The 17,791-nt window shown below is 67.2% G+C and carries 22 protein-coding genes; 18 read left to right on the forward strand and 4 right to left on the reverse strand.

What is annotated here, in order from left to right; translation table 11 throughout:
• The first annotated feature begins 58 nt into the window (after positions 1-58).
• The 17 genes from rpmE (at position 59) to AAEX57_RS14970 (ending at position 13,717) form a co-directional block, all read left to right on the forward strand.
• On the forward strand, positions 59-268 hold the full coding sequence (gene rpmE, locus AAEX57_RS14890) for a 50S ribosomal protein L31 (RefSeq protein ID WP_342091272.1): 210 nt from the start codon (positions 59-61) through the stop codon (positions 266-268).
• Between the two features lie 96 nt (positions 269-364).
• Positions 365-1,438 carry a peptide chain release factor 1 gene (gene prfA / locus AAEX57_RS14895; RefSeq protein WP_342091253.1) on the forward strand — a complete coding sequence of 358 codons (1,074 nt, stop codon included), beginning with the start codon at positions 365-367 and terminating at the stop codon, positions 1,436-1,438.
• The gene (prmC, locus tag AAEX57_RS14900) at positions 1,435-2,310 is read left to right on the forward strand and encodes a peptide chain release factor N(5)-glutamine methyltransferase (protein ID WP_342091254.1); all 876 of its coding nucleotides are present in this window, start codon (positions 1,435-1,437) and stop codon (positions 2,308-2,310) included. The genes prfA and prmC overlap by 4 nt, the downstream gene beginning before the upstream one ends.
• Complete coding sequence (locus tag AAEX57_RS14905) at positions 2,303-3,094, forward strand: L-threonylcarbamoyladenylate synthase (protein WP_342091255.1); 792 nt, start codon at positions 2,303-2,305, stop codon at positions 3,092-3,094. The genes prmC and AAEX57_RS14905 overlap by 8 nt, the downstream gene beginning before the upstream one ends.
• Positions 3,094-4,194: an MraY family glycosyltransferase gene (locus AAEX57_RS14910; protein ID WP_342091256.1), complete on the forward strand. Its 1,101-nt coding sequence runs from the start codon at positions 3,094-3,096 to the stop codon at positions 4,192-4,194. Before AAEX57_RS14905 ends, AAEX57_RS14910 begins: the two co-directional genes overlap by 1 nt.
• A 130-nt stretch (positions 4,195-4,324) precedes the next feature.
• Entirely contained in the window at positions 4,325-4,792 is a 468-nt protein-coding gene (locus tag AAEX57_RS14915) for a hypothetical protein (RefSeq protein WP_342091257.1), read from the forward strand.
• Position 4,793: 1 nt separating this feature from the next.
• Entirely contained in the window at positions 4,794-5,099 is a 306-nt protein-coding gene (locus AAEX57_RS14920) for a hypothetical protein (protein WP_342097803.1), read from the forward strand.
• Positions 5,100-5,140: 41 nt separating this feature from the next.
• Positions 5,141-5,908: a F0F1 ATP synthase subunit A gene (gene atpB / locus AAEX57_RS14925; RefSeq protein WP_342091273.1), complete on the forward strand. Its 768-nt coding sequence runs from the start codon at positions 5,141-5,143 to the stop codon at positions 5,906-5,908.
• Between the two features lie 54 nt (positions 5,909-5,962).
• Positions 5,963-6,175 carry an ATP synthase F0 subunit C gene (locus AAEX57_RS14930; protein ID WP_342091259.1) on the forward strand — a complete coding sequence of 71 codons (213 nt, stop codon included), beginning with the start codon at positions 5,963-5,965 and terminating at the stop codon, positions 6,173-6,175.
• 11 nt (positions 6,176-6,186) lie between these two features.
• Positions 6,187-6,747, forward strand: a complete 561-nt coding sequence (locus AAEX57_RS14935) for a F0F1 ATP synthase subunit B (protein WP_446721089.1) — start codon at positions 6,187-6,189, stop codon at positions 6,745-6,747.
• Positions 6,744-7,544 carry a F0F1 ATP synthase subunit delta gene (locus AAEX57_RS14940; RefSeq protein ID WP_342091260.1) on the forward strand — a complete coding sequence of 267 codons (801 nt, stop codon included), beginning with the start codon at positions 6,744-6,746 and terminating at the stop codon, positions 7,542-7,544. The genes AAEX57_RS14935 and AAEX57_RS14940 overlap by 4 nt, the downstream gene beginning before the upstream one ends.
• Positions 7,545-7,614: 70 nt before the next feature.
• On the forward strand, positions 7,615-9,243 hold the full coding sequence (gene atpA / locus AAEX57_RS14945) for a F0F1 ATP synthase subunit alpha (RefSeq protein ID WP_342091261.1): 1,629 nt from the start codon (positions 7,615-7,617) through the stop codon (positions 9,241-9,243).
• Between the two features lie 4 nt (positions 9,244-9,247).
• Positions 9,248-10,165, forward strand: a complete 918-nt coding sequence (locus AAEX57_RS14950) for a F0F1 ATP synthase subunit gamma (RefSeq protein WP_342091262.1) — start codon at positions 9,248-9,250, stop codon at positions 10,163-10,165.
• A gap of 16 nt (positions 10,166-10,181) precedes the next feature.
• Positions 10,182-11,660: a F0F1 ATP synthase subunit beta gene (atpD, locus tag AAEX57_RS14955; RefSeq protein ID WP_342091263.1), complete on the forward strand. Its 1,479-nt coding sequence runs from the start codon at positions 10,182-10,184 to the stop codon at positions 11,658-11,660.
• Positions 11,661-11,663: 3 nt separating this feature from the next.
• Complete coding sequence (locus tag AAEX57_RS14960) at positions 11,664-12,077, forward strand: F0F1 ATP synthase subunit epsilon (protein WP_342091264.1); 414 nt, start codon at positions 11,664-11,666, stop codon at positions 12,075-12,077.
• A gap of 112 nt (positions 12,078-12,189) precedes the next feature.
• Positions 12,190-12,639 (forward strand): DUF2550 domain-containing protein, encoded by a 450-nt coding sequence (locus AAEX57_RS14965; RefSeq protein ID WP_342091265.1) that lies wholly within the window; start codon positions 12,190-12,192, stop codon positions 12,637-12,639.
• 28 nt (positions 12,640-12,667) lie between these two features.
• Positions 12,668-13,717, forward strand: coding sequence for a lipoate--protein ligase family protein (locus tag AAEX57_RS14970; RefSeq protein ID WP_342091266.1), 1,050 nt, complete (start codon positions 12,668-12,670; stop codon positions 13,715-13,717).
• A 3-nt stretch (positions 13,718-13,720) separates the two neighbouring features.
• Here AAEX57_RS14970 and AAEX57_RS14975 read toward each other — a convergent pair whose 3' ends face one another.
• The 3 genes from AAEX57_RS14975 to AAEX57_RS14985 are packed head-to-tail and all read right to left on the reverse strand — an operon-like array spanning position 13,721 to position 15,467.
• On the reverse strand, positions 13,721-14,368 hold the full coding sequence (locus tag AAEX57_RS14975; protein WP_342091267.1) for a cob(I)yrinic acid a,c-diamide adenosyltransferase: 648 nt from the start codon (positions 14,366-14,368) through the stop codon (positions 13,721-13,723).
• A 35-nt stretch (positions 14,369-14,403) separates the two neighbouring features.
• Positions 14,404-15,189, reverse strand: coding sequence for an alpha/beta fold hydrolase (locus tag AAEX57_RS14980; protein WP_342091268.1), 786 nt, complete (start codon positions 15,187-15,189; stop codon positions 14,404-14,406).
• Entirely contained in the window at positions 15,189-15,467 is a 279-nt protein-coding gene (locus AAEX57_RS14985) for a hypothetical protein (RefSeq protein WP_342091269.1), read from the reverse strand. The genes AAEX57_RS14980 and AAEX57_RS14985 overlap by 1 nt, the downstream gene beginning before the upstream one ends.
• 30 nt (positions 15,468-15,497) lie before the next feature.
• Here AAEX57_RS14985 and nucS point away from each other — a divergent pair, with 30 nt between their 5' ends.
• Entirely contained in the window at positions 15,498-16,214 is a 717-nt protein-coding gene (gene nucS / locus AAEX57_RS14990; protein WP_342091270.1) for an endonuclease NucS, read from the forward strand.
• Between the two features lie 18 nt (positions 16,215-16,232).
• Here nucS and AAEX57_RS14995 read toward each other — a convergent pair whose 3' ends face one another.
• The gene (locus AAEX57_RS14995) at positions 16,233-17,708 is read right to left on the reverse strand and encodes a DivIVA domain-containing protein (protein WP_342091271.1); all 1,476 of its coding nucleotides are present in this window, start codon (positions 17,706-17,708) and stop codon (positions 16,233-16,235) included.
• Positions 17,709-17,791 lie beyond the last annotated feature (83 nt).

Here is a 17,791-nt window from a genome sequence, read left to right on the forward strand (position 1 = left end):
CACGTCCGCAACCCATGTCAGGGCGACCCGGTGCAACATTCATCTAGGAGACATGACCATGAAGCAGGGAATCCACCCGGACTACGTGGAGACGAAGGTTGTCTGCACCTGTGGCAACACCTTCACCACGAAGAGCACCAACAAGAGCGGGATGCTGAGCGCCGACGTGTGCGCCGCGTGCCACCCGTTCTACACCGGCAAGCAGAAGATCCTCGACACCGGTGGCCGCGTGGCCCGCTTCGAGCGTCGGTACGCCAAGAAGAAGTAACTTCTTCGACGAGCGCTGGGCGGCAGGACATCCTGCCCCCGGCGCTCGTTCTTTTTGTCCCCTCACCAACCGACACGTACCGGTCAAGGAGTCACCATGTTCGAGAATGCGGAACCGCTGCGGGCGGAGTTCGCCATGCTGGAACAGCAGATGGGTGACCCGGCCATCCACGGCGACGTGGCGCGCTCCCGCAAGGTGGGCCGACGCTATGCCGAGCTCACACCCATCGTGAAGGCCCTGGCGGAGTACGAACAGTTGCTGGACGATCTGGCCGCCGCCACCGAACTGGCCGCCGAGGACGAGGCCTTCGCCGCGGAGGCCGACGAGCTCACCAGCCGACGCGACGAAGTTGCCGAACGGCTCGCCAAACTGCTCGCCCCGCGCGACCCGCACGACAGCCTGGACGCCTTGCTCGAGATCAAGTCCGGTGAGGGTGGTGAGGAATCGGCGCTCTTCGCCGGCGACCTGCTGCGGATGTACTCCCGCTACGCCGAATCCCTGGGCTGGAAGGTGGAGGTGCTGGACGAACAGACCACCGATCTGGGTGGCTACAAGAGCGTCACGGTAGCGGTCAAGGCGCCCGGCACCGCCGAGCAGACCCCCTACGGGGCGCTGAAGTTCGAGGGCGGCGTGCACCGGGTTCAACGAGTTCCCGTCACCGAGAGCCAGGGGCGGATCCATACGTCGGCCGCCGGCGTGTTGGTGATGCCCGACGTGGATGACGCCGACGAGGTGCAGATCAATGACGACGACCTGCGGATCGACGTCTACCGATCCTCCGGCAAGGGCGGCCAGGGGGTGAACACCACCGACTCCGCGGTCCGGATCACCCACCTGCCCACCGGCGTCGTGGTGACCTGCCAGAACGAGCGCTCCCAGCTGCAGAACAAGGAACAGGCCATGCGGATCCTACGCTCCCGGCTGGTGGCGCTGGCCGAGGAGCAGGCCGCCAGCGATGCCTCCGAGGCCCGGCACTCCCAGGTGCGCACCGTGGACCGCAGCGAACGGATCCGCACCTACAACTACCCGGAGAACCGGATTGCCGACCACCGGATCGGCTTCAAGGCGCACAACCTGGACACGGTGCTGGACGGCGAGCTCGGCCCGCTGATCGAGGCACTGCAGGGGGCAGACCTGGCCGAACGGCTGCAGCAGGTGGGGGAGCAGTGAGCCTGGCCCCGCGCGATCTGCTCCGCGCGGCCACCGCCCGCCTCGCCACCGCCAACGCGCCGTCCCCGGCCGCCGAGGCCCGAACCCTGTTGGGTCATGTGTTGGGCCTCGAGCCGGGCCGGCTGGTCCTGGCGCCCGACGCCACCGACGAGCAGGCCGCGCGCTTCGACGAGCTGGTCGAGCGGCGCGCGCAGGGCATCCCGGTGCAGCACCTGACCGGTGAGGCCTGGTTCCGCACCGTCCGGCTGGAGGTCGGGCCGGGGGTCTTCGTGCCCCGGCCCGAGACCGAGGTGATGACCGGCTGGGCGCTGCAGCGGCTGGCCGAGCTGCCGCCGCATCCCGTCGTGGTGGAGTTGTGCGCCGGTTCCGGTGCGATCAGCAGGGCGATCGCCGCCGAGCACCCCGGGGCACGGCAGTATGCCGTCGAGCTGGATGAGCAGGCGCACGCCTGGGCCCGACGCAACCTGGCTGGCGCCGGCGTCGAGCTGGTGCACGGCGACATGGCCGACGCCTTCACCGAACTGGACGGCGCGGTTGACCTGGTGATCGCCAACCCGCCCTACATTCCGCTGGAGGCCTGGGAGTCGGTCACGGCGGAGGTCCGCGACCATGATCCCGCGCTCGCGCTGTGGTCTGGCGACGACGGGTTGGATGCCACGCGGGTGGTGGCCCGGGTGGCCGCCCGGCTGCTGCGTGCCGGCGGTTGGGTGTGCAGCGAGCACGCCGAGGTGCAGGAGGTCAGTGCGCCCCAGGTCTTCGTTCGCCACGGGGGCTTCGACCAGGTCCGAGACCGGCGGGACCTGGCGGATCGGCCACGCTTCGTGACTGCCCGGCGACGGGCGTCGGGCGTGGCAGGATGTACGGGTGAGTGAGTCCGCCGAACTGCCTGACCAGCCCGCAACCGACGTTCCGGCGTCCGAGGCCGAAGCCGTGACCTGGCGCCGCTTCGACGTCGAGCAGGAGACCTCCGAGGCGCTCGCCGCCGCCCAGGCCGCGATCGCCGAGGGACAGTGCATCGTGCTGCCGACGGACACGGTCTACGGCATCGGCGCCAATGCCTTCTCCGCCAGTGCGGTGCAGGGCCTGCTGGACGCCAAGCGTCGAGGTCGGGACATGCCGCCGCCGGTGTTGGTGGCCGAGACCGGCATGCTGGAGGCCCTGGCCGAGGACCTGCCCTCCCATGCGCTGCGGTTGGCCGAGGCCTTCTGGCCTGGCGCCCTGACGCTGATCGTCCCCGCTCAGCAGCACCTGAGGATGGATCTGGGGGAGACCCGCGGCACCATTGCCGTGCGGGTGCCGGACCACGACTTCACCCGGGACCTGTTGCGGCGCACCGGGCCGCTGGCGGTGAGCTCGGCCAATGTCTCCGGGCAGGACGCCTCCACCAGCATCGACGAGGCGATCGAACAGCTGGGCAACAGCGTCCCGGTCTACCTGGACGCCGGTGCCACCCCGGGCAACACCCCGTCGACGATCATCGACTTCGTCACCGAGTCCTTGGGCAAGGTGGTCCGGATGGGCGCCCTGTCGATCGAGCGACTGCGCGAGGTGGATCCTTTTCTGGTCTGGGACGACGAGCCCTCCGACGATCGGCCGAAGGACGACCAGCCGATCGATGACGACGGGGTTGCAGCGAGCGAGAACCCGGGCAGCTGATGCGGGAGTACAGCCTGGTGCTGCTGACCGCCTTCGCCACCACCTACCTGCTGGCGGGCCTGTGTCGCCGGTTGGCCCTGCGCACCGGCGCGGTGGCCAAGGTACGCGAACGCGACGTGCACGCCATCCCGATCCCGTACTTCGGTGGGATCGCCATGTTGGGCGGGACAGCCGCGGCGCTGCTGCTGGCCGCCCAGCTGCCCTTCCTTGGGAGGCACGCCGTGGTCACCCACGACTCGACGGTGATCCTGCTGGCCGGGGCGGTGATCTGCGCCGTCGGCGTGCTCGACGACATGCTGGACCTGCCCGCGATGGTCAAGGCCGCCGGTCAGATCCTCAGCGCCGGGATCGTCGTGCTCAACGGTGTCCGGATGCTCTGGATCGCGCTGCCCAACCGGATCATCGTGCTGGACACCGCCAGCTCGATCCTGATCACGGTGATCTTCATCTTCCTGTGCGTCAACGCGATCAACTTCGTCGACGGTCTGGACGGCCTGGCCAGTGGGGTGGTGGCGATCGGGGCGATGGCCTTCTTCAGCTACACCTACCTGCTGGCCCACGAGCAGGATCTGGTGCTGGCCACCACCTCCAGCCTGGTCACGGTCGCGATCGGCGGGGTCTGCCTTGGCTTCCTGCCACACAACTTCTTTCCGGCGCGGATGTTCATGGGGGACTCCGGCGCCATGTTGCTGGGGCTGCTGCTGGCGGCCTCCACCATTTCCCTGACGGGCCAGATCGACTCCGCGGCCCTCAGCGCCAGCGGGGGAGGCCTGCTCCCCAGCTACCTGCCGATCATCCTGCCCTTCGCCATCATGGCGCTGCCCTTCCTGGATCTGGTGCTGGCCTACACGCGGCGCACCATGGCCGGGACCTGGTGGTTCGTCGCGGACAAGCAACACCTGCACCACCGGCTGCTCCAGCGGGGGCACTCCCAGGTGCGGGCCTGCCTCCTGATGTACCTGTGGACGGCCCTGATCAGCTTTGGCGCCGTGGCCATCGGCACCCGGCCCAGGTGGTGGGTGGCGCTGGCCGTGCTGCTGGTGGCCGTGGTGGCGGGGTGGCTGACCTGGACCGTGCCGCATCGCAGAACACGGAGCTGAGAGATGAGCCACTCCACCGAGATAACTCGACATCAAGATATTCTTTGTGTTAGGTTTCACAAGCACCCCGAGGGAGCTCTCGGGGGTCCCACCAACAGACGGGAATCGACGACTGATGAGCGCGCTGGCCATGCCTGAGCAGCGAGTCGTCGTCTGGCGACTGCCCCACCTGGTCCTCTCCTTCCGGATGATGGGCGGGGCCCTGGTGGCCTCGGGGATCGCCCTGCTGCTGAGCGGTCTGGCGGGCTGGTTCCTGGCCGGATCGGCTGGCCTGCTGTCGGGCCTCCTGGGCGCGGTGGCCGTGGTGGCCTTCCTGGGCGGTGGCACGCCGGTGCAGTTGGCGGCGATGGGGCAGGGATCCCAGCAGGCCGTTGGCCTGGTGCTGATCTCCTATGTCTCCCGGGTGGCGATGCTCGGCCTGGTGCTGCTGGCGCTGGGGCCGGGACGTAGCCACTGGAGCCCGGACTCGAACTGTCTGGCGGTGGGCGTGGTGCTCACCACCATCGCCTGGATCGCCGGTCTGATCGTCACCCACGCACGCAGCCGAATCCCCATTTACGACACGGACTATTCCGCCCGTGACAAGGCCGGTGAATGACATGTCACAGGTGGTCAAGGCTGATATAGTCCAGCACGAGATGGACGAGCAAATTCAGCCCCGCATCAACAGCCGTGGCGCTCCGACGAAGGGGCCCAGCGGCGATGAGGGGATGGCTGCTCTCAGCTACGTGCTCTCGGGAATGATCTTCTACGGCGGCCTCGGGTGGCTCGGCTCCCGTTACCTCCACCAAGGATGGATGCTGCCAGCCGGCCTGGTGGCCGGTCTGGTGGCCAGCATGTACCTCATCATCAAGCGCTACGGAAAGTCTGACGTGACCATGAACTCCAGGGGAGTTGACCAGTGATGCTGCACCTGTTGAACGCACTCCCGTTGAACCTTGTTCCGATGGAGGGTGGCGGTTACAAGGCCCCCGGTGTTGAGGACTTCCAGTTTCACGGAAACTGGGGTGTGGAATGGCTCACCAAGCCGACACTGCAGGCAATTCTGGCGGCCCTCGTGGTGATCGGCTTCTGGCTCTGGGCCTCCAGTGGCCTGAAGGTGAAGCCCTCCAAGAAGCAGGTCGTCATGGAGCGTATCTACGAGTTCGTGCGCAATGGCATTGCCCGCGACACCCTGGGTCGTGACTACCGCAAGTTCCTGCCCTATCTGCTGGCGCTGTTCAGCTTCATCCTGATCAACAACTGGTACGGCCAGATGTTCTTCACGATGTTCCCCACCTTCTCCAACATCGGTTACGCCTACGGTCTGGCGATCGTGACCTTCTTCGTCTACGTCGGTGCGGGCTTCGCCAAGCACGGCGTGGGCGGCTACCTGAAGCACTCGCTGATGCCCGAGGGCGTGCCGTGGTGGATCATGCCGCTGATCATCCCGCTGGAATTCCTGTCGAACTTCATCACCCGGCCGCTGACGCTCTCCATGCGTTTGTTCGCCAACATGTTCGCGGGTCACCTGGTGATCATGCTCTTCGTGGTCGGCGGTGCCTTCCTGGCCACCTACCCCAACAATCTCTTCTTCAACGTCTCCGGCGGCCTGTCGCTCATCTTCAGCTTCGCGCTGTTCGCCCTCGAACTGTTCGTGGGTGCCCTGCAGGCCTATGTGTTCACTGTGCTGACCGCACAGTATGTTTCGTCCTCCATCGCGGACGAACACTGACCCCAAGCTTTCTTCGCCCCGAAGAAAAACCCGAAAGGAACCACAATGCCCCTCATGGAAATCAGTGGCTCGATCAACGTCATCGGCTACGCTCTCGCGACCCTCGGCCCGGCCCTCGGTGTGGCCTGGATCTTCGCTTCGGTGATCAATGGCACCGCCCGTCAGCCTGAGGCCCGTGGTGCGATGTTCAGCACCGCCATGATCGGCTTCGCCGTGGTCGAGGCCCTCGCGCTGTTCGGCTTCGCCCTCGCCTTCGCCGTCAAGTAATGAGTCCTCTGATGGTGCCCATGACGTGGGTGCCGCTGGAGTCTGCCCTGGGCCCGCTGGCCCCGCACCACATGTCGGAGATCGTGGTCGGCATCGTCCTGATCCTGATCATCACGGCTGTCTTCATGAAGAAGGTCGTTCCGGCCTTCGAAACGATGTATGCGGAGCGCAGCGAGGCCATCCAGGGCGGCTTGGAACGCGCGGAGCGCGCCCAGGCCGAGGCGGAGGCTGCTCGCCAGCAGTACGACGCCCAGCTCTCGTCGGCACGTGACGAGGCGGCCCGGATTCGTGAAGAAGCCAAGAACCAGGGTGCGCAGATCCTCGCGGAGATGCGTGACCAGGCCACCAAGGAATCGAATCGGATCCTGGAGACCGCCCAGGCCAAGATCGCTGCAGAGCGAACTCAGGCCATGAACCAGCTGACCAGTGAGGTCGGTGGCCTGGCCACCACGCTCGCCGGCCGCATCGTGGGCGAGAGCCTCGATGACGACCAGCGCGCCCGTGCCACCGTCGATCGTTTCCTGGCCGATCTGGAGAACCAGCCCGCTCGCACCGGGGGGCAGCAGGCATGACCCTGACTGCAACCGAACAGGCCCGGCGCAGCGACCTGGACCAGGCTCTTGCCGACCAGTCCTTCGACGGTGCCACGCCGGGGGAGTTGTTCGCCGTCGTGGACGCGCTCGACGCACAGTCGGCGCTGAAGCGTGCCCTGACCGACCCGGCCACCCCGGTGGAAGGACGTCAGGAGCTGGCCGAGCGGTTGCTCGCGGGCAAGGTCGGCGGCCAGACGATCTGGATCGTCCAGCAGGCCGTCGCCCAGCGCTGGAAGTCCGGGAAGGGCCTGGCTGATGCCCTGGAGCGGCAGGCCGTGCGCGGCCAGCTGCGCCAGGCCCAGGACCACGGTCTTGGCGAGGAGGTCTCCGAGCAACTCTTCGGATTCCTCAAGACCATCACCGAGAACCCGGAGCTGCGCGAAGCGCTGGATGATCGTCGGCGCCCCCTGGAGGGCAGGCAGCAGCTGGTCCACGGGCTGCTGGCGGGCAAGGCACACGGCTGGGTGGAGGCACTCGCGGCGCGAGCCGTCGCCGGCCGTGAGCGCAATGTCGAGCTGACGATCAAGAAGTACCTCGACATCGCCTCCGAGCTGCGGCAGCGCAATGTGGCTCGCGTCACCGTCGCCCGGCCTCTGGCCGACGACCAGACGCAGCGACTGCGCAACGCACTGTCTCGTATCCACGGCCGGGAGGTCGATCTCCAGGTCACCATCGACGCCTCGGTGATGGGCGGTGTCCGCGTCGAACTCGGCGACGAGATCATCGAAGGCACCGTGTCCGACCGACTTGATCAGGTGCACCGGCAGCTGTCCTGACGGACAGTCGGGGCCAACCCACAATCCAGCGCTCCCTTGCGGGTGCGCACATCGAAAGAGTAGGGACGCAATGGCGGAACTGACGATTCGTCCGGACGAGATCCGCGACGCACTGGACAACTTCGTCCAGAACTACACCCCCGCGGCGGCCGAGCGCGAAGAGGTCGGCACCGTGGTCACCTCTGGCGACGGCATCGCCCGCGTCGAGGGCCTGCCCTCCGTGATGGCCAATGAGCTGCTGAAGTTTGACAACGGCACCATGGGCATCGCCCTGAACCTGGACACCCGTGAGATCGGCGTCGTGGTCCTGGGTAATTCCGAGGGCATCGAAGAGGGCTCGACGGTCCGTGGCACCGGCGAGGTGCTGTCGATCCCGGTGGGCGAGGGCTACCTCGGCCGCACCATCGACGCGATGGGCAACCCGATCGACGGCCTCGGCGAGATCCAGAACATCGAGGGCCGGCGTGCCCTCGAGCTCCAGGCGGCGGGCGTGATGGACCGTCAGGAGGTCCGCGAGCCGCTGCAGACCGGTCTCAAGGCCATCGACGCGATGATTCCGATCGGCCGTGGCCAGCGTCAGCTGATCATTGGTGACCGCAAGACCGGCAAGACCGCCATTGCCATCGACACCATCATCAACCAGAAGTCCAACTGGGAGTCGGGCGACCCGACCAAGCAGGTGCGCTGCATCTACGTGGCGGTCGGCCAGAAGGGTTCCACCGTCGCCGAGGTGCGCGGTGCGCTCGAGGCTGCCGGTGCGCTGGAGTACACCACCATTGTCAATGCCCCGGCCTCCGACGCCGCCGGCTTCAAGTACATCGCCCCCTACGCCGGTTCCGCGATCGGCCAGCACTGGATGTACCAGGGCAAGCACGTCCTGATCATCTTCGACGACCTGACCAAGCAGGCCGAGGCCTACCGCGCCATGTCGCTGCTGCTGCGTCGTCCGCCGGGCCGCGAGGCCTACCCCGGCGACGTCTTCTACCTGCACAGCCGCCTGCTGGAGCGTTGCGCCAAGCTCTCCGACGAGCTGGGTGGCGGCTCGATGACCGGCCTGCCGATCATCGAGACCAAGGCGAATGACGTCTCGGCCTACATCCCGACCAACGTGATCTCGATCACCGACGGCCAGATCTTCCTGCAGTCCGACCTGTTCAACGCCAACCAGCGTCCCGCCGTGGACGTCGGCATCTCGGTCTCCCGAGTCGGTGGCGCCGCGCAGATCAAGGCCATGAAGAAGGTTGCCGGCACGCTCAAGATCTCGCTGGCCCAGTACCGGGACATGCAGGCCTTCGCGATGTTCGCCTCCGACCTGGACGAGACCTCGCGTCGTCAGCTGGATCGTGGCGCTCGCCTGGTGGAGCTGCTGCGCCAGCGGAACTACGAGCCCTATGCGGTCGAGGACCAGGTGGTCAGCGTCTGGGCCGGCACCAATGGCCACTTCGACGATGTTCCGGTCGAGGACACCCTGCGCTTCGAGCAGGAGCTGCTGGAGCACCTGCGTCGCAACACGCCGATCCTGTCGACCATCGCCGAGACCAAGCAGTTCGACGATGACTCGGCCAAGGCTGCGGCGGACGAGATCGCCAAGTTCAAGCAGGGCTTCCGCACCACCGACGGCCGCACCCTGGCCGAGGTGAATGCTCCGATCGAGAATAAGGACGTCTCGAACGAGCAGATCGTCGTGAAGCGGAGCTGAGCGCATGCCGGCAAGCCTGAGGGAACTGCGACAGCGCAAGAGCTCCGTCGCATCGACCAAGAAGATCACCAAGGCGATGGAGCTGATTGCGGCCTCGCGCATCGTGAAGGCGGACCGCGCTGCTCGCGCGGCCTTGCCGTACACGAGCGTGCTGAACCGCGCCGTGGCTGCCGTCGCCCAGCACACCGACATCGACCACCCGTTGACGTTGGAGCCCGCGCAGCGTCGTCGCGCTGCCGTCGTGCTGTTCACCTCGGACCGAGGGCTCGCCGGTGGCTACTCGTCCAGCGCCATCAAGCAGGCTCTGCGGTTGAAGGAGAAGCTTGAGTCCGAGGGGCTCGAGGTACAGCTCTACACCAGCGGTCGCAAGGCCGCCGACTTCCTGCGCTTCCGGAACATCCCGGTGCTCCAGGAGTGGAGTGGCTACACCGACAGCCCCACCTATGACGATGCCGTCACGATCAGCGACACGCTGCTCGAGACATTCCTCAAGCCCTACGAAGAGGGTGGAGTCGACGAGCTGTACGCCGTCTATACCCGCATGGTCTCCATGCTCGTGCAGGAGCCCCGGGTCCGCCGGGTGCTCCCGATCGAGGTCGTGGAGGAGGGCCGGGACGTCGAGAAGGCGATCGAGGGTGACAAGCAGCTCGACTATGCCTTTGAGCCGGATCCGGAGGCGGTGCTCGACCAGCTGCTCGGGCTCTACGTCCGCAACCGGATCTGGTTCTACCTGCTGGAATCGGCGGCTTCCGAGCTCGCCAGCCGGCAGAAGGCCATGAAGTCGGCCAGCGACAACGCGCAGCAACTGATCAACAGCCTGACCACCGAGATCAACCAGGCCCGTCAGGCCCAGATCACCCAGGAAATCACCGAAATCGTCGGCGGCGCCTCCGCGCTGACCGAGGCCGAATCGGCCGAGTGAACAAGGAAGAGCGAAAATGACTGACACCCTTGTCAATCCCCAGACGGAGCAGCGCGCCGGTGGCACCGGCCGCGTTGCCCGGGTCATCGGCCCCGTCGTTGACGTCGAGTTCCCGGCCGACCAGATGCCCGACATCATGCATGCCCTGACCGTCACGGTCGACGACATCGAGGGCGACGCCGAGGCCAAGAAGCAGCGCACCTTCACCCTTGAGGTTGCCCTGCACGTCGGTGACAACATCGTGCGCGCCATCTCCCTCAAGCCGACCGATGGTCTGCGGCGTGGCGACGTCGTGCAGGACACCGGCGCCCCGATCAGCGTCCCGGTTGGCGACGTGACCAAGGGCCGCGTGTGGAATGTGACCGGCGACTGCCTCAACCAGGATCTGGCTGCCGAGGGCGTCCAGATCACGGAGCGCTGGCCGATCCACCGTCCGGCCCCCAAGTTCGACGAGCTGGAGTCCAAGACCGAGATGCTGCACACCGGCATCAAGGTGCTGGACCTGCTGACCCCGTACGTGCAGGGTGGCAAGATCGGCCTGTTCGGTGGCGCCGGCGTCGGCAAGACCGTGTTGATCCAGGAAATGATCTACCGCATCGCCCACAACTTCGGCGGCACCTCGGTCTTCGCCGGTGTGGGTGAGCGCACCCGTGAGGGCAATGACCTGATCATGGAGATGGACGAGGCCGGCGTGTTCAAGGACACGGCGCTGGTCTTCGGCCAGATGGACGAGCCGCCGGGCACCCGCCTGCGCGTCGCCCTGAGCGCCCTGACCATGGCGGAGTACTTCCGCGATGTGCAGAACCAGGACGTGCTGCTGTTCATCGACAACATCTTCCGCTTCACCCAGGCCGGTTCCGAGGTCTCGACCCTGCTGGGCCGCATGCCCTCGGCCGTGGGTTACCAGCCCAACCTGGCGGACGAGATGGGTCAGCTGCAGGAGCGCATCACCTCGGTGCGTGGTCACTCGATCACCTCGATGCAGGCCATCTACGTGCCCGCCGATGACTACACCGACCCGGCTCCGGCAACCACCTTCGCCCACCTGGATGCCACCACCGAGCTGAGCCGTGACATCGCCTCGCGTGGTCTGTACCCGGCCGTGGATCCGCTGACCTCGTCGTCGCGCATCCTCGACCCGCAGTACGTGGGCCAGGACCACTACGACACCGCGGTGCGCGTGAAGCAGATCCTGCAGCGCAACAAGGAGCTGCAGGACATCATCGCCATCCTCGGCGTTGACGAGCTGAGCGAGGAGGACAAGATCATTGTCAACCGCGCTCGTCGTATCCAGCAGTTCCTGAGCCAGAACACCTACATGGCTGAGAAGTTCACCGGCATCGAGGGCTCCACCGTCGAGCTGAAGGACACCATCGAGTCCTTCAAGATGATCTGCAATGGCGAGGTTGACCACATCGCCGAGCAGGCCTTCTTCAACGTCGGCAGTATGGAGGACGTCGAGGCCAAGTGGCACGAGCTGCAGAAGGGCAACTGATCCATGGCTGATCCCATCAGCGTGGAGGTCGTTGCCGCCGACCGGATGGTCTGGGAGGGGCAGGCGACCAATGTGATCGTGCGCACCACGGAGGGCGACGTCGGCATCCTGGCCGGCCACGAGCCCCTGCTGGCCGCACTGGTGCCCTGTGCCGCAGAGATCGTCACCAATGACGGTCGTCGGGAACTGGTGGCCATCGACGGTGGCTTCCTGTCCGTCGCGGAGAACAAGGTGAGTCTGGTCGCGCAGAAGGCCTCGCTCTTCGACGAGATCTCCACCGAGGAGGCCCAGCGGGAGCACGACCGGTTGAGCGTGAAGCTGGATGCCGGCGAGGCGACGGATGACGAGATCCACCGCCTGCACCTGGCCGAGGCCCAGCTCAAGGCCGCGCAGAAGCAGAGCAAGAAGGGTCACTGACCGCTTCCCACGAAGGGCCGATCGACAGCTTGTCGGTCGGCCCTTCGTCATGTCTGGCCTTCTCCCGCCGGGAATGTCCCACAAAGTCCTTCTGATCAGGTATTTTGTCGTCATGGGATGGAGTGGGGCGGCCGAGCTGACTGGACTTGTCCTCGTGCTCGTCCTGCTGGTTCCGTTGTTGGGGCTCTACGCGCGTCGGCGCTGGCTGTCGACGCGCGGGGGAGTCTTCGACTGTGCGCTGAAACTGAGCCGAGGCGGCTGGGCCACCGGGGTGGCCCGCTACGAGACCGACGAGCTGCAGTGGTTCCGGATCTTCTCCCTGAGCACCCGTCCCAAGTTGGTGCTGCGGCGAGACATGACCACGTCGGTGGGGCGGCGCCGCCCCGAGGAGGCCGAGGCCGTGGTGCTGTTCAGCGATGACCAGATCATCCGGCTGCGATCCACCCAGGGCAGCATGCCCATCATCTGGGAGCTGGCGATGAACCCGCAGTCGGTCACCGGGTTGATGAGCTGGCTTGAGGCCGCCCCGCCTGGTGGCGACAGCTACAGTGGATTGGCCTGAACACCAGGCCAGTCGAGAGGATGCGCTCGTGCGTGGTGAGTACAAGGTCCGCGGTGGCAAACTGGTCGCCGTCGAACTGGACGTGCAGGATGACCGATTGCACGACGTGCACATTTCCGGGGACTTCTTCCTGGAGCCGGACACGGCGCTGGAGAGCCTGAACGGGGCGCTGGAGGGGATGCCCGCTGACGCCTCGGCGAGTCACCTGGCGCAGGCGATCGACGCCGCGCTTGGCCCGGAGGTGCACCTGATCGGCTTCTCGAGTGACGCGGTGGGCATCGCCGCGCGTCGCGCCCTGGGGCATGCGACCAGCTGGCAGGACCACACCTTCGACGTGATCGACGCGGTCACCCTGCCGCCCGCCATGCACGTGGCGCTGGACCAGGTGATCTCGGAGGAGGTCTCGGCCGGCCGACGTCGGCCCACGCTGCGGCTGTGGGACTGGGACTCGCCGCTGGTGGTGATTGGCTCCTTCCAGAGCGTTCGCAATGAGATCGACGCCGATGGCGCCGCGCGCCACGGGATCGACGTGGTGCGTCGGATCTCTGGCGGCGGTGCCATGTTCATGGAGCCCGGCAACTGCATCACCTATTCGCTGGTGGTGCCCGGCTCCTTGGTGGAGGGCCTCAGCTTCGAGCAGTCCTATGCCTTCCTCGACGACTGGGTGCTGGGTGCGCTGGCAGAGGTGGGGGTCAACGCCCGCTACGTGCCGCTGAACGACATCGCGTCGGACCAGGGCAAGATCGGCGGGGCGGCCCAGCGTCGCTTCAAGGACGGCACGGTGCTGCACCACGTCACCATGAGCTACGACATCGACGCCGACAAGATGCTGCAGGTGCTGCGGATCGGCCGGGAGAAGCTCTCGGACAAGGGCACCAAGAGCGCCAACAAGCGGGTGGACCCGATGCGTTCCCAGACCGGCCTGCCGCGGGAAGAGATCATGCGCAGCTTCCTGGCGCACTTCGCCGGCCGCTACGCCACCCAGGCCTCGAACTACACCGACGAGGAACTCCGCCTGGCGGAGCGGCTGGTGGCCGAGAAGTTCTCCACCCCGGAGTGGACCAACCGGGTGCCCTGACGATCAGTCGCGCGAGTCCCTGGGGGCGTCGTCCTTGGCGGCGTTCGGGTTGCGCTCGCCGCCCGGCAGCCAGAGCACCTCGGCGTCGCCATTGGCCGCGCGACTCATGATGAACAGCAGGTCGGAGAGGCGATTGAGGTACTTGATCGCCAGCGGGTTGACCCCGCCGGGCACCTGCGCGGGATCCTCACTGACCTCGGTGCCGTACTGCTCGGCCACCTGCCACGCGGTGCGCTCGGCGCGTCGCACGATGGTGCGCGCAACATGCAGCTGCGCAGCTGCCGGGGTGCCCCCGGGCAGGATGAAGGAGCGCAGGTTTGGCAGGGGATCGCCGAACTCGTCGCACCACGCCTCAAGGCGGTCGATCGAGGACTGCACCACCCGCAACGGCTCCCACGGCGGATCCACCACCAGTGGATTGGACAGGTCGGCGCCCAGGTCGAAGAGCTCGTTCTGGATGACCCCGAGCGCGGCCACCATCGGCTCCGGCAGGCTGCCGTGGGCCAGCGCCACCCCGATGCTGGAGTTCGCCTCGTCCACCTCGCCATAGGCCTGCACCCGCAGGTCGGTCTTGCGGGCCACCGAGTTGTCGCTCAGCCGGGTCTCGCCGGCGTCGCCGGTGCGGGTGTAGATGCGCGTCAGGTTCACCATGGGGCCCAGCCTAGCCCCGACGGGTGAGTGTTTCCCTAGCGGCTGAGGAAGTGGCGCAGGGTGGCGACGAAGGACTCGGGCTGTTCAGAGTGCACCCAGTGCCCGGCGTCCTTGATGGTCACCTGCAGGTACTTGGGGAAGAGCCGACGCATGGTGGCGGCGGCCTCGGGGCGGACATAGCCGGACTTCTCGCCCGCCACCCACAGCACCGGGCCGGGGTAGCTGGCCTGCGTCTCGGGCCAGTCGGCGATCCCGTCGTCGATCTCCTGGGCCAGCAGGCCCAGGTTCATCTGCCAGCGCCAGTGTCGGGTGCCGTCGGAGCCCGGCTCGTGACGCAGGTTCTGCATCAGGAAACCGCGAACGGTGTCGCTCGGGATGCCCGCGCTGAGCACGTCGTCGGCCTCGCGTCGGCTCTCCAGCCCGGCCAGGTCGAGTGACTGCATCGCCCCGATCAGCGGGCCGAAATTGCTGCCCAGACCGACGGCGGGAGAGATGTCCACCACCATCAGCCGCTCCACCAGCTCCGGATGGTCCAGTGCGGTGCGCATGGCCACCTTGCCGCCCATTGAGTGACCGACCAGGCAGACCGGGCCGTCGAGACCCTTCAGCAACTCGGCGACGGCAGCCGCCATCTCCGGGTAGCGCACCCGCTCGGTCCACTCTGAACGGCCGTGGTTGGGCAGGTCCACCAACGTGCAGGTGGCGAGGTCGCTGACGGCCTTGGCGATCTGGGTGAAGTTCTTGCCCTGCCCGAACAGGCCATGCAGGAAGACGACCCGGGCCGGGCCCTCGCCGATGGTGGTGTGGTGCAGCCGGGTCATCAGTGCTTCCTGTTCCAGCAGCCGGTGTGCCAGTGTCGGCGCTCGTCGATGGGGGAGGTGCTCTGGCTGAACCCCGTCGGGCTGGCCGGCCAGGCCACCACATGTGGCACCCCGACGCCGATGGTGCGCAGGCACCCGGGGCAGACGTAGTTCTTGATCGCCCGGGTGCCGGGGATGCTGCGCACCACCCAGCGCCCGTCGGCCTTGTGCGCGCTGGTGGCATGCCCGGCGCTCAACGGGCGGGCCGGTCGCAGATGCTTGGAGGGTCGCTTTGCCACGACCCAACCCTAGCGGGGTAGGTTGTGCGGGTGCGTTTGGTGATTGCGGAATGTCAGGTGGACTATGCCGGCCGGTTGACGGCCCATCTTCCGATGGCGAAGCGGCTGATCATGGTGAAGGCCGACACCTCGGTCTCCATCCACGCCGACGACCGCGCCTACAAGCCGCTGAACTGGATGAGCCCGCCCTGCACCCTGACGGTGGAAAGGGTTGAGCCCGGCACCGACGTGGCCGCCACCACCGAGGAGGTGGACGCCAGGATCACCCAGGTCTGGGAGGTCAAGGGCCCCCAGGGCGACACCCTGCAGATCTCCATCGGTGAGGTCTTCTACGACGCGGAGCACGAATTCGGCATCGATCCCGGCCTGCAGAAGGATGGCGTCGAGGCCCACCTGCAGGCGCTGCTGGCCGAGAACCCCGGCACCTTCGGCGAGGGCTACCGGCTGGTGCAGCGGGAGTTCTTCACCCCGATCGGTCCGGTGGACCTGCTGCTGCGCGACGACGAGGGCCAGTACGTCGCCGTCGAGGTGAAGCGACGGGGCGAGATCGACGGCGTGGAGCAGCTCACCCGCTACCTGGAGCTGATGAACCGGGATCCGCAGATGGCGCCCGTGACCGGTGTCTTCTGTGCGCAGCAGATCAAGCCGCAGGCCCGCACCCTGGCCACCGATCGCGGGATCACCTGCCTGACCGTGAACTATGACGAGTTGCGCGGCCTGGACAACCCGGAGGACCGGCTCTTCTGACCCCGCGGCCGGCTGGGATCAGCGCTTGATGACCCGGGTCTTCTCGTCGTCGCCGGGGCGTTCGATCACATCGGTGGCCTCGTTTGCATCCGCCAGCTTGGTGGTGGACGCCTCCTGGAAGTCCGCCTCCTGGTCAAAGACCTGCGTCTGGTCGGGCGCCTGCTCGACGGTGGTGTGCTCCATCTCGGGATGCTCGGGCCCCATCGCCTGCTGCGGACGTGGCGCCGCCGTGGCACCCGTCGAGTGACCAACGGGCTCGGTGCCCTGATCCGTGCGCCAGGCGGCATTCTGGTCATCACGCGGGTCGGAGGTGCCCATCGGGTCGTCATCGGGGTAGTCCAGCGGTGCCTCGCCGGCCAGCTGACGCAGGTTGGACAGCTGGGCGACGATCGAACCCTTGCGGGTGATCAACGCCGCCACCTCACGCTCCAACTGCTCCTTGCGCCAGGCGTACTGCTCCTCCAACCGGTCCTTCATCATCGCCGCCTGACGGTGCGCCGCGGCGATGGTGCCCTCCGCATCCCGTGCGGCGGTGGCCTTGGTCTTCTCCGCGTCGGCCAGGGCCCGGTTGCGGATCTGTGCGGCCTGCTCGGTCTCCTCGGTGAGCAGGGCCGACGACTGCTCGTGGTGCCGGGTGGCCTCGGCCAGCAGCTGGTTGGTGCGATCGGTCACGTCGGTGTGCCGGGCCTGGGCATCGGTCAGCAACTGCTCGGCCTGGTCGCTGGCCTGTTGCTTGGTGGCGGCGGCGGTCTTCTCGGCATCGGCCAGCGCTTGGGCGGCGGTGGCCTTGGCCTCGGCCAGCAGGGCGGCCGCGGCCGTGCTCGCCTCGGCCAGTGTCTGTTCGGCCTGGGTGCTGGCCTCGACGGCGCTCTGGTCGGCGCTCCGACGCGCTTCGGCGGTCAACCGGGTGGCCTCCACCTCGGCAGTGTGGGTGGTGGCGGCACCCTTCTGGCTGGCCTCGGTGATGATCGCGTCGGCCTGGCGCTGGGCGGCCGTGATGATCGAGGCGGCCTCGGTACGGGCCTTGGTCAGCGTCTCGGTGGTGTCCCGCTCATGGTCGTCGCGCAGCTGGCGCAGGTTGGCCAGCCCAGCCACCCGGATGTCGTCGGCCTCGGCCTGCGCATTCGCGCGCAGATCGGCGGCCACCCGGCGGCCCTCCTCCTTGATCCGCTCCGCCTCGAGCCCGGCCTTGTGCACCAGCTCCTTGCCCTGCGCCTCGGCGGCGCGCAGGATGCCCGTGGCGTGGGAACCGAGCCGGGCGAAATCGCTGCCGGTGGCGCGCTGGGCGGTGGCCAGCTCTCGTCGAAGGTGGCGGGTGAGCTGCTTGAGTGAGGCGAGCTGCAGCTCGATCTCCCGGACGTAGTTGTCGACGGAGGCGCGGTCATAGCCCATCATCGCCTTGGGGAAGGAGCCGGCCACCGAGGCAGCGTCGTCGAACAGGTTGAGACCCGTCTCCTCGTTGTGGACGTCGTCTTCCTGGTTGTACTCGCTCACGCCTGCGTTCCTCTCCGGGGACTTCGGGATCTCATACCCCAGCAAGGCTATCGAATGCGCCTCAAGAGCGAACGGCGGAGGGA

This window comes from Luteococcus sp. H91 (assembly GCF_038433135.1).
In the GTDB taxonomy this organism is placed as follows: domain Bacteria; phylum Actinomycetota; class Actinomycetes; order Propionibacteriales; family Propionibacteriaceae; genus Luteococcus.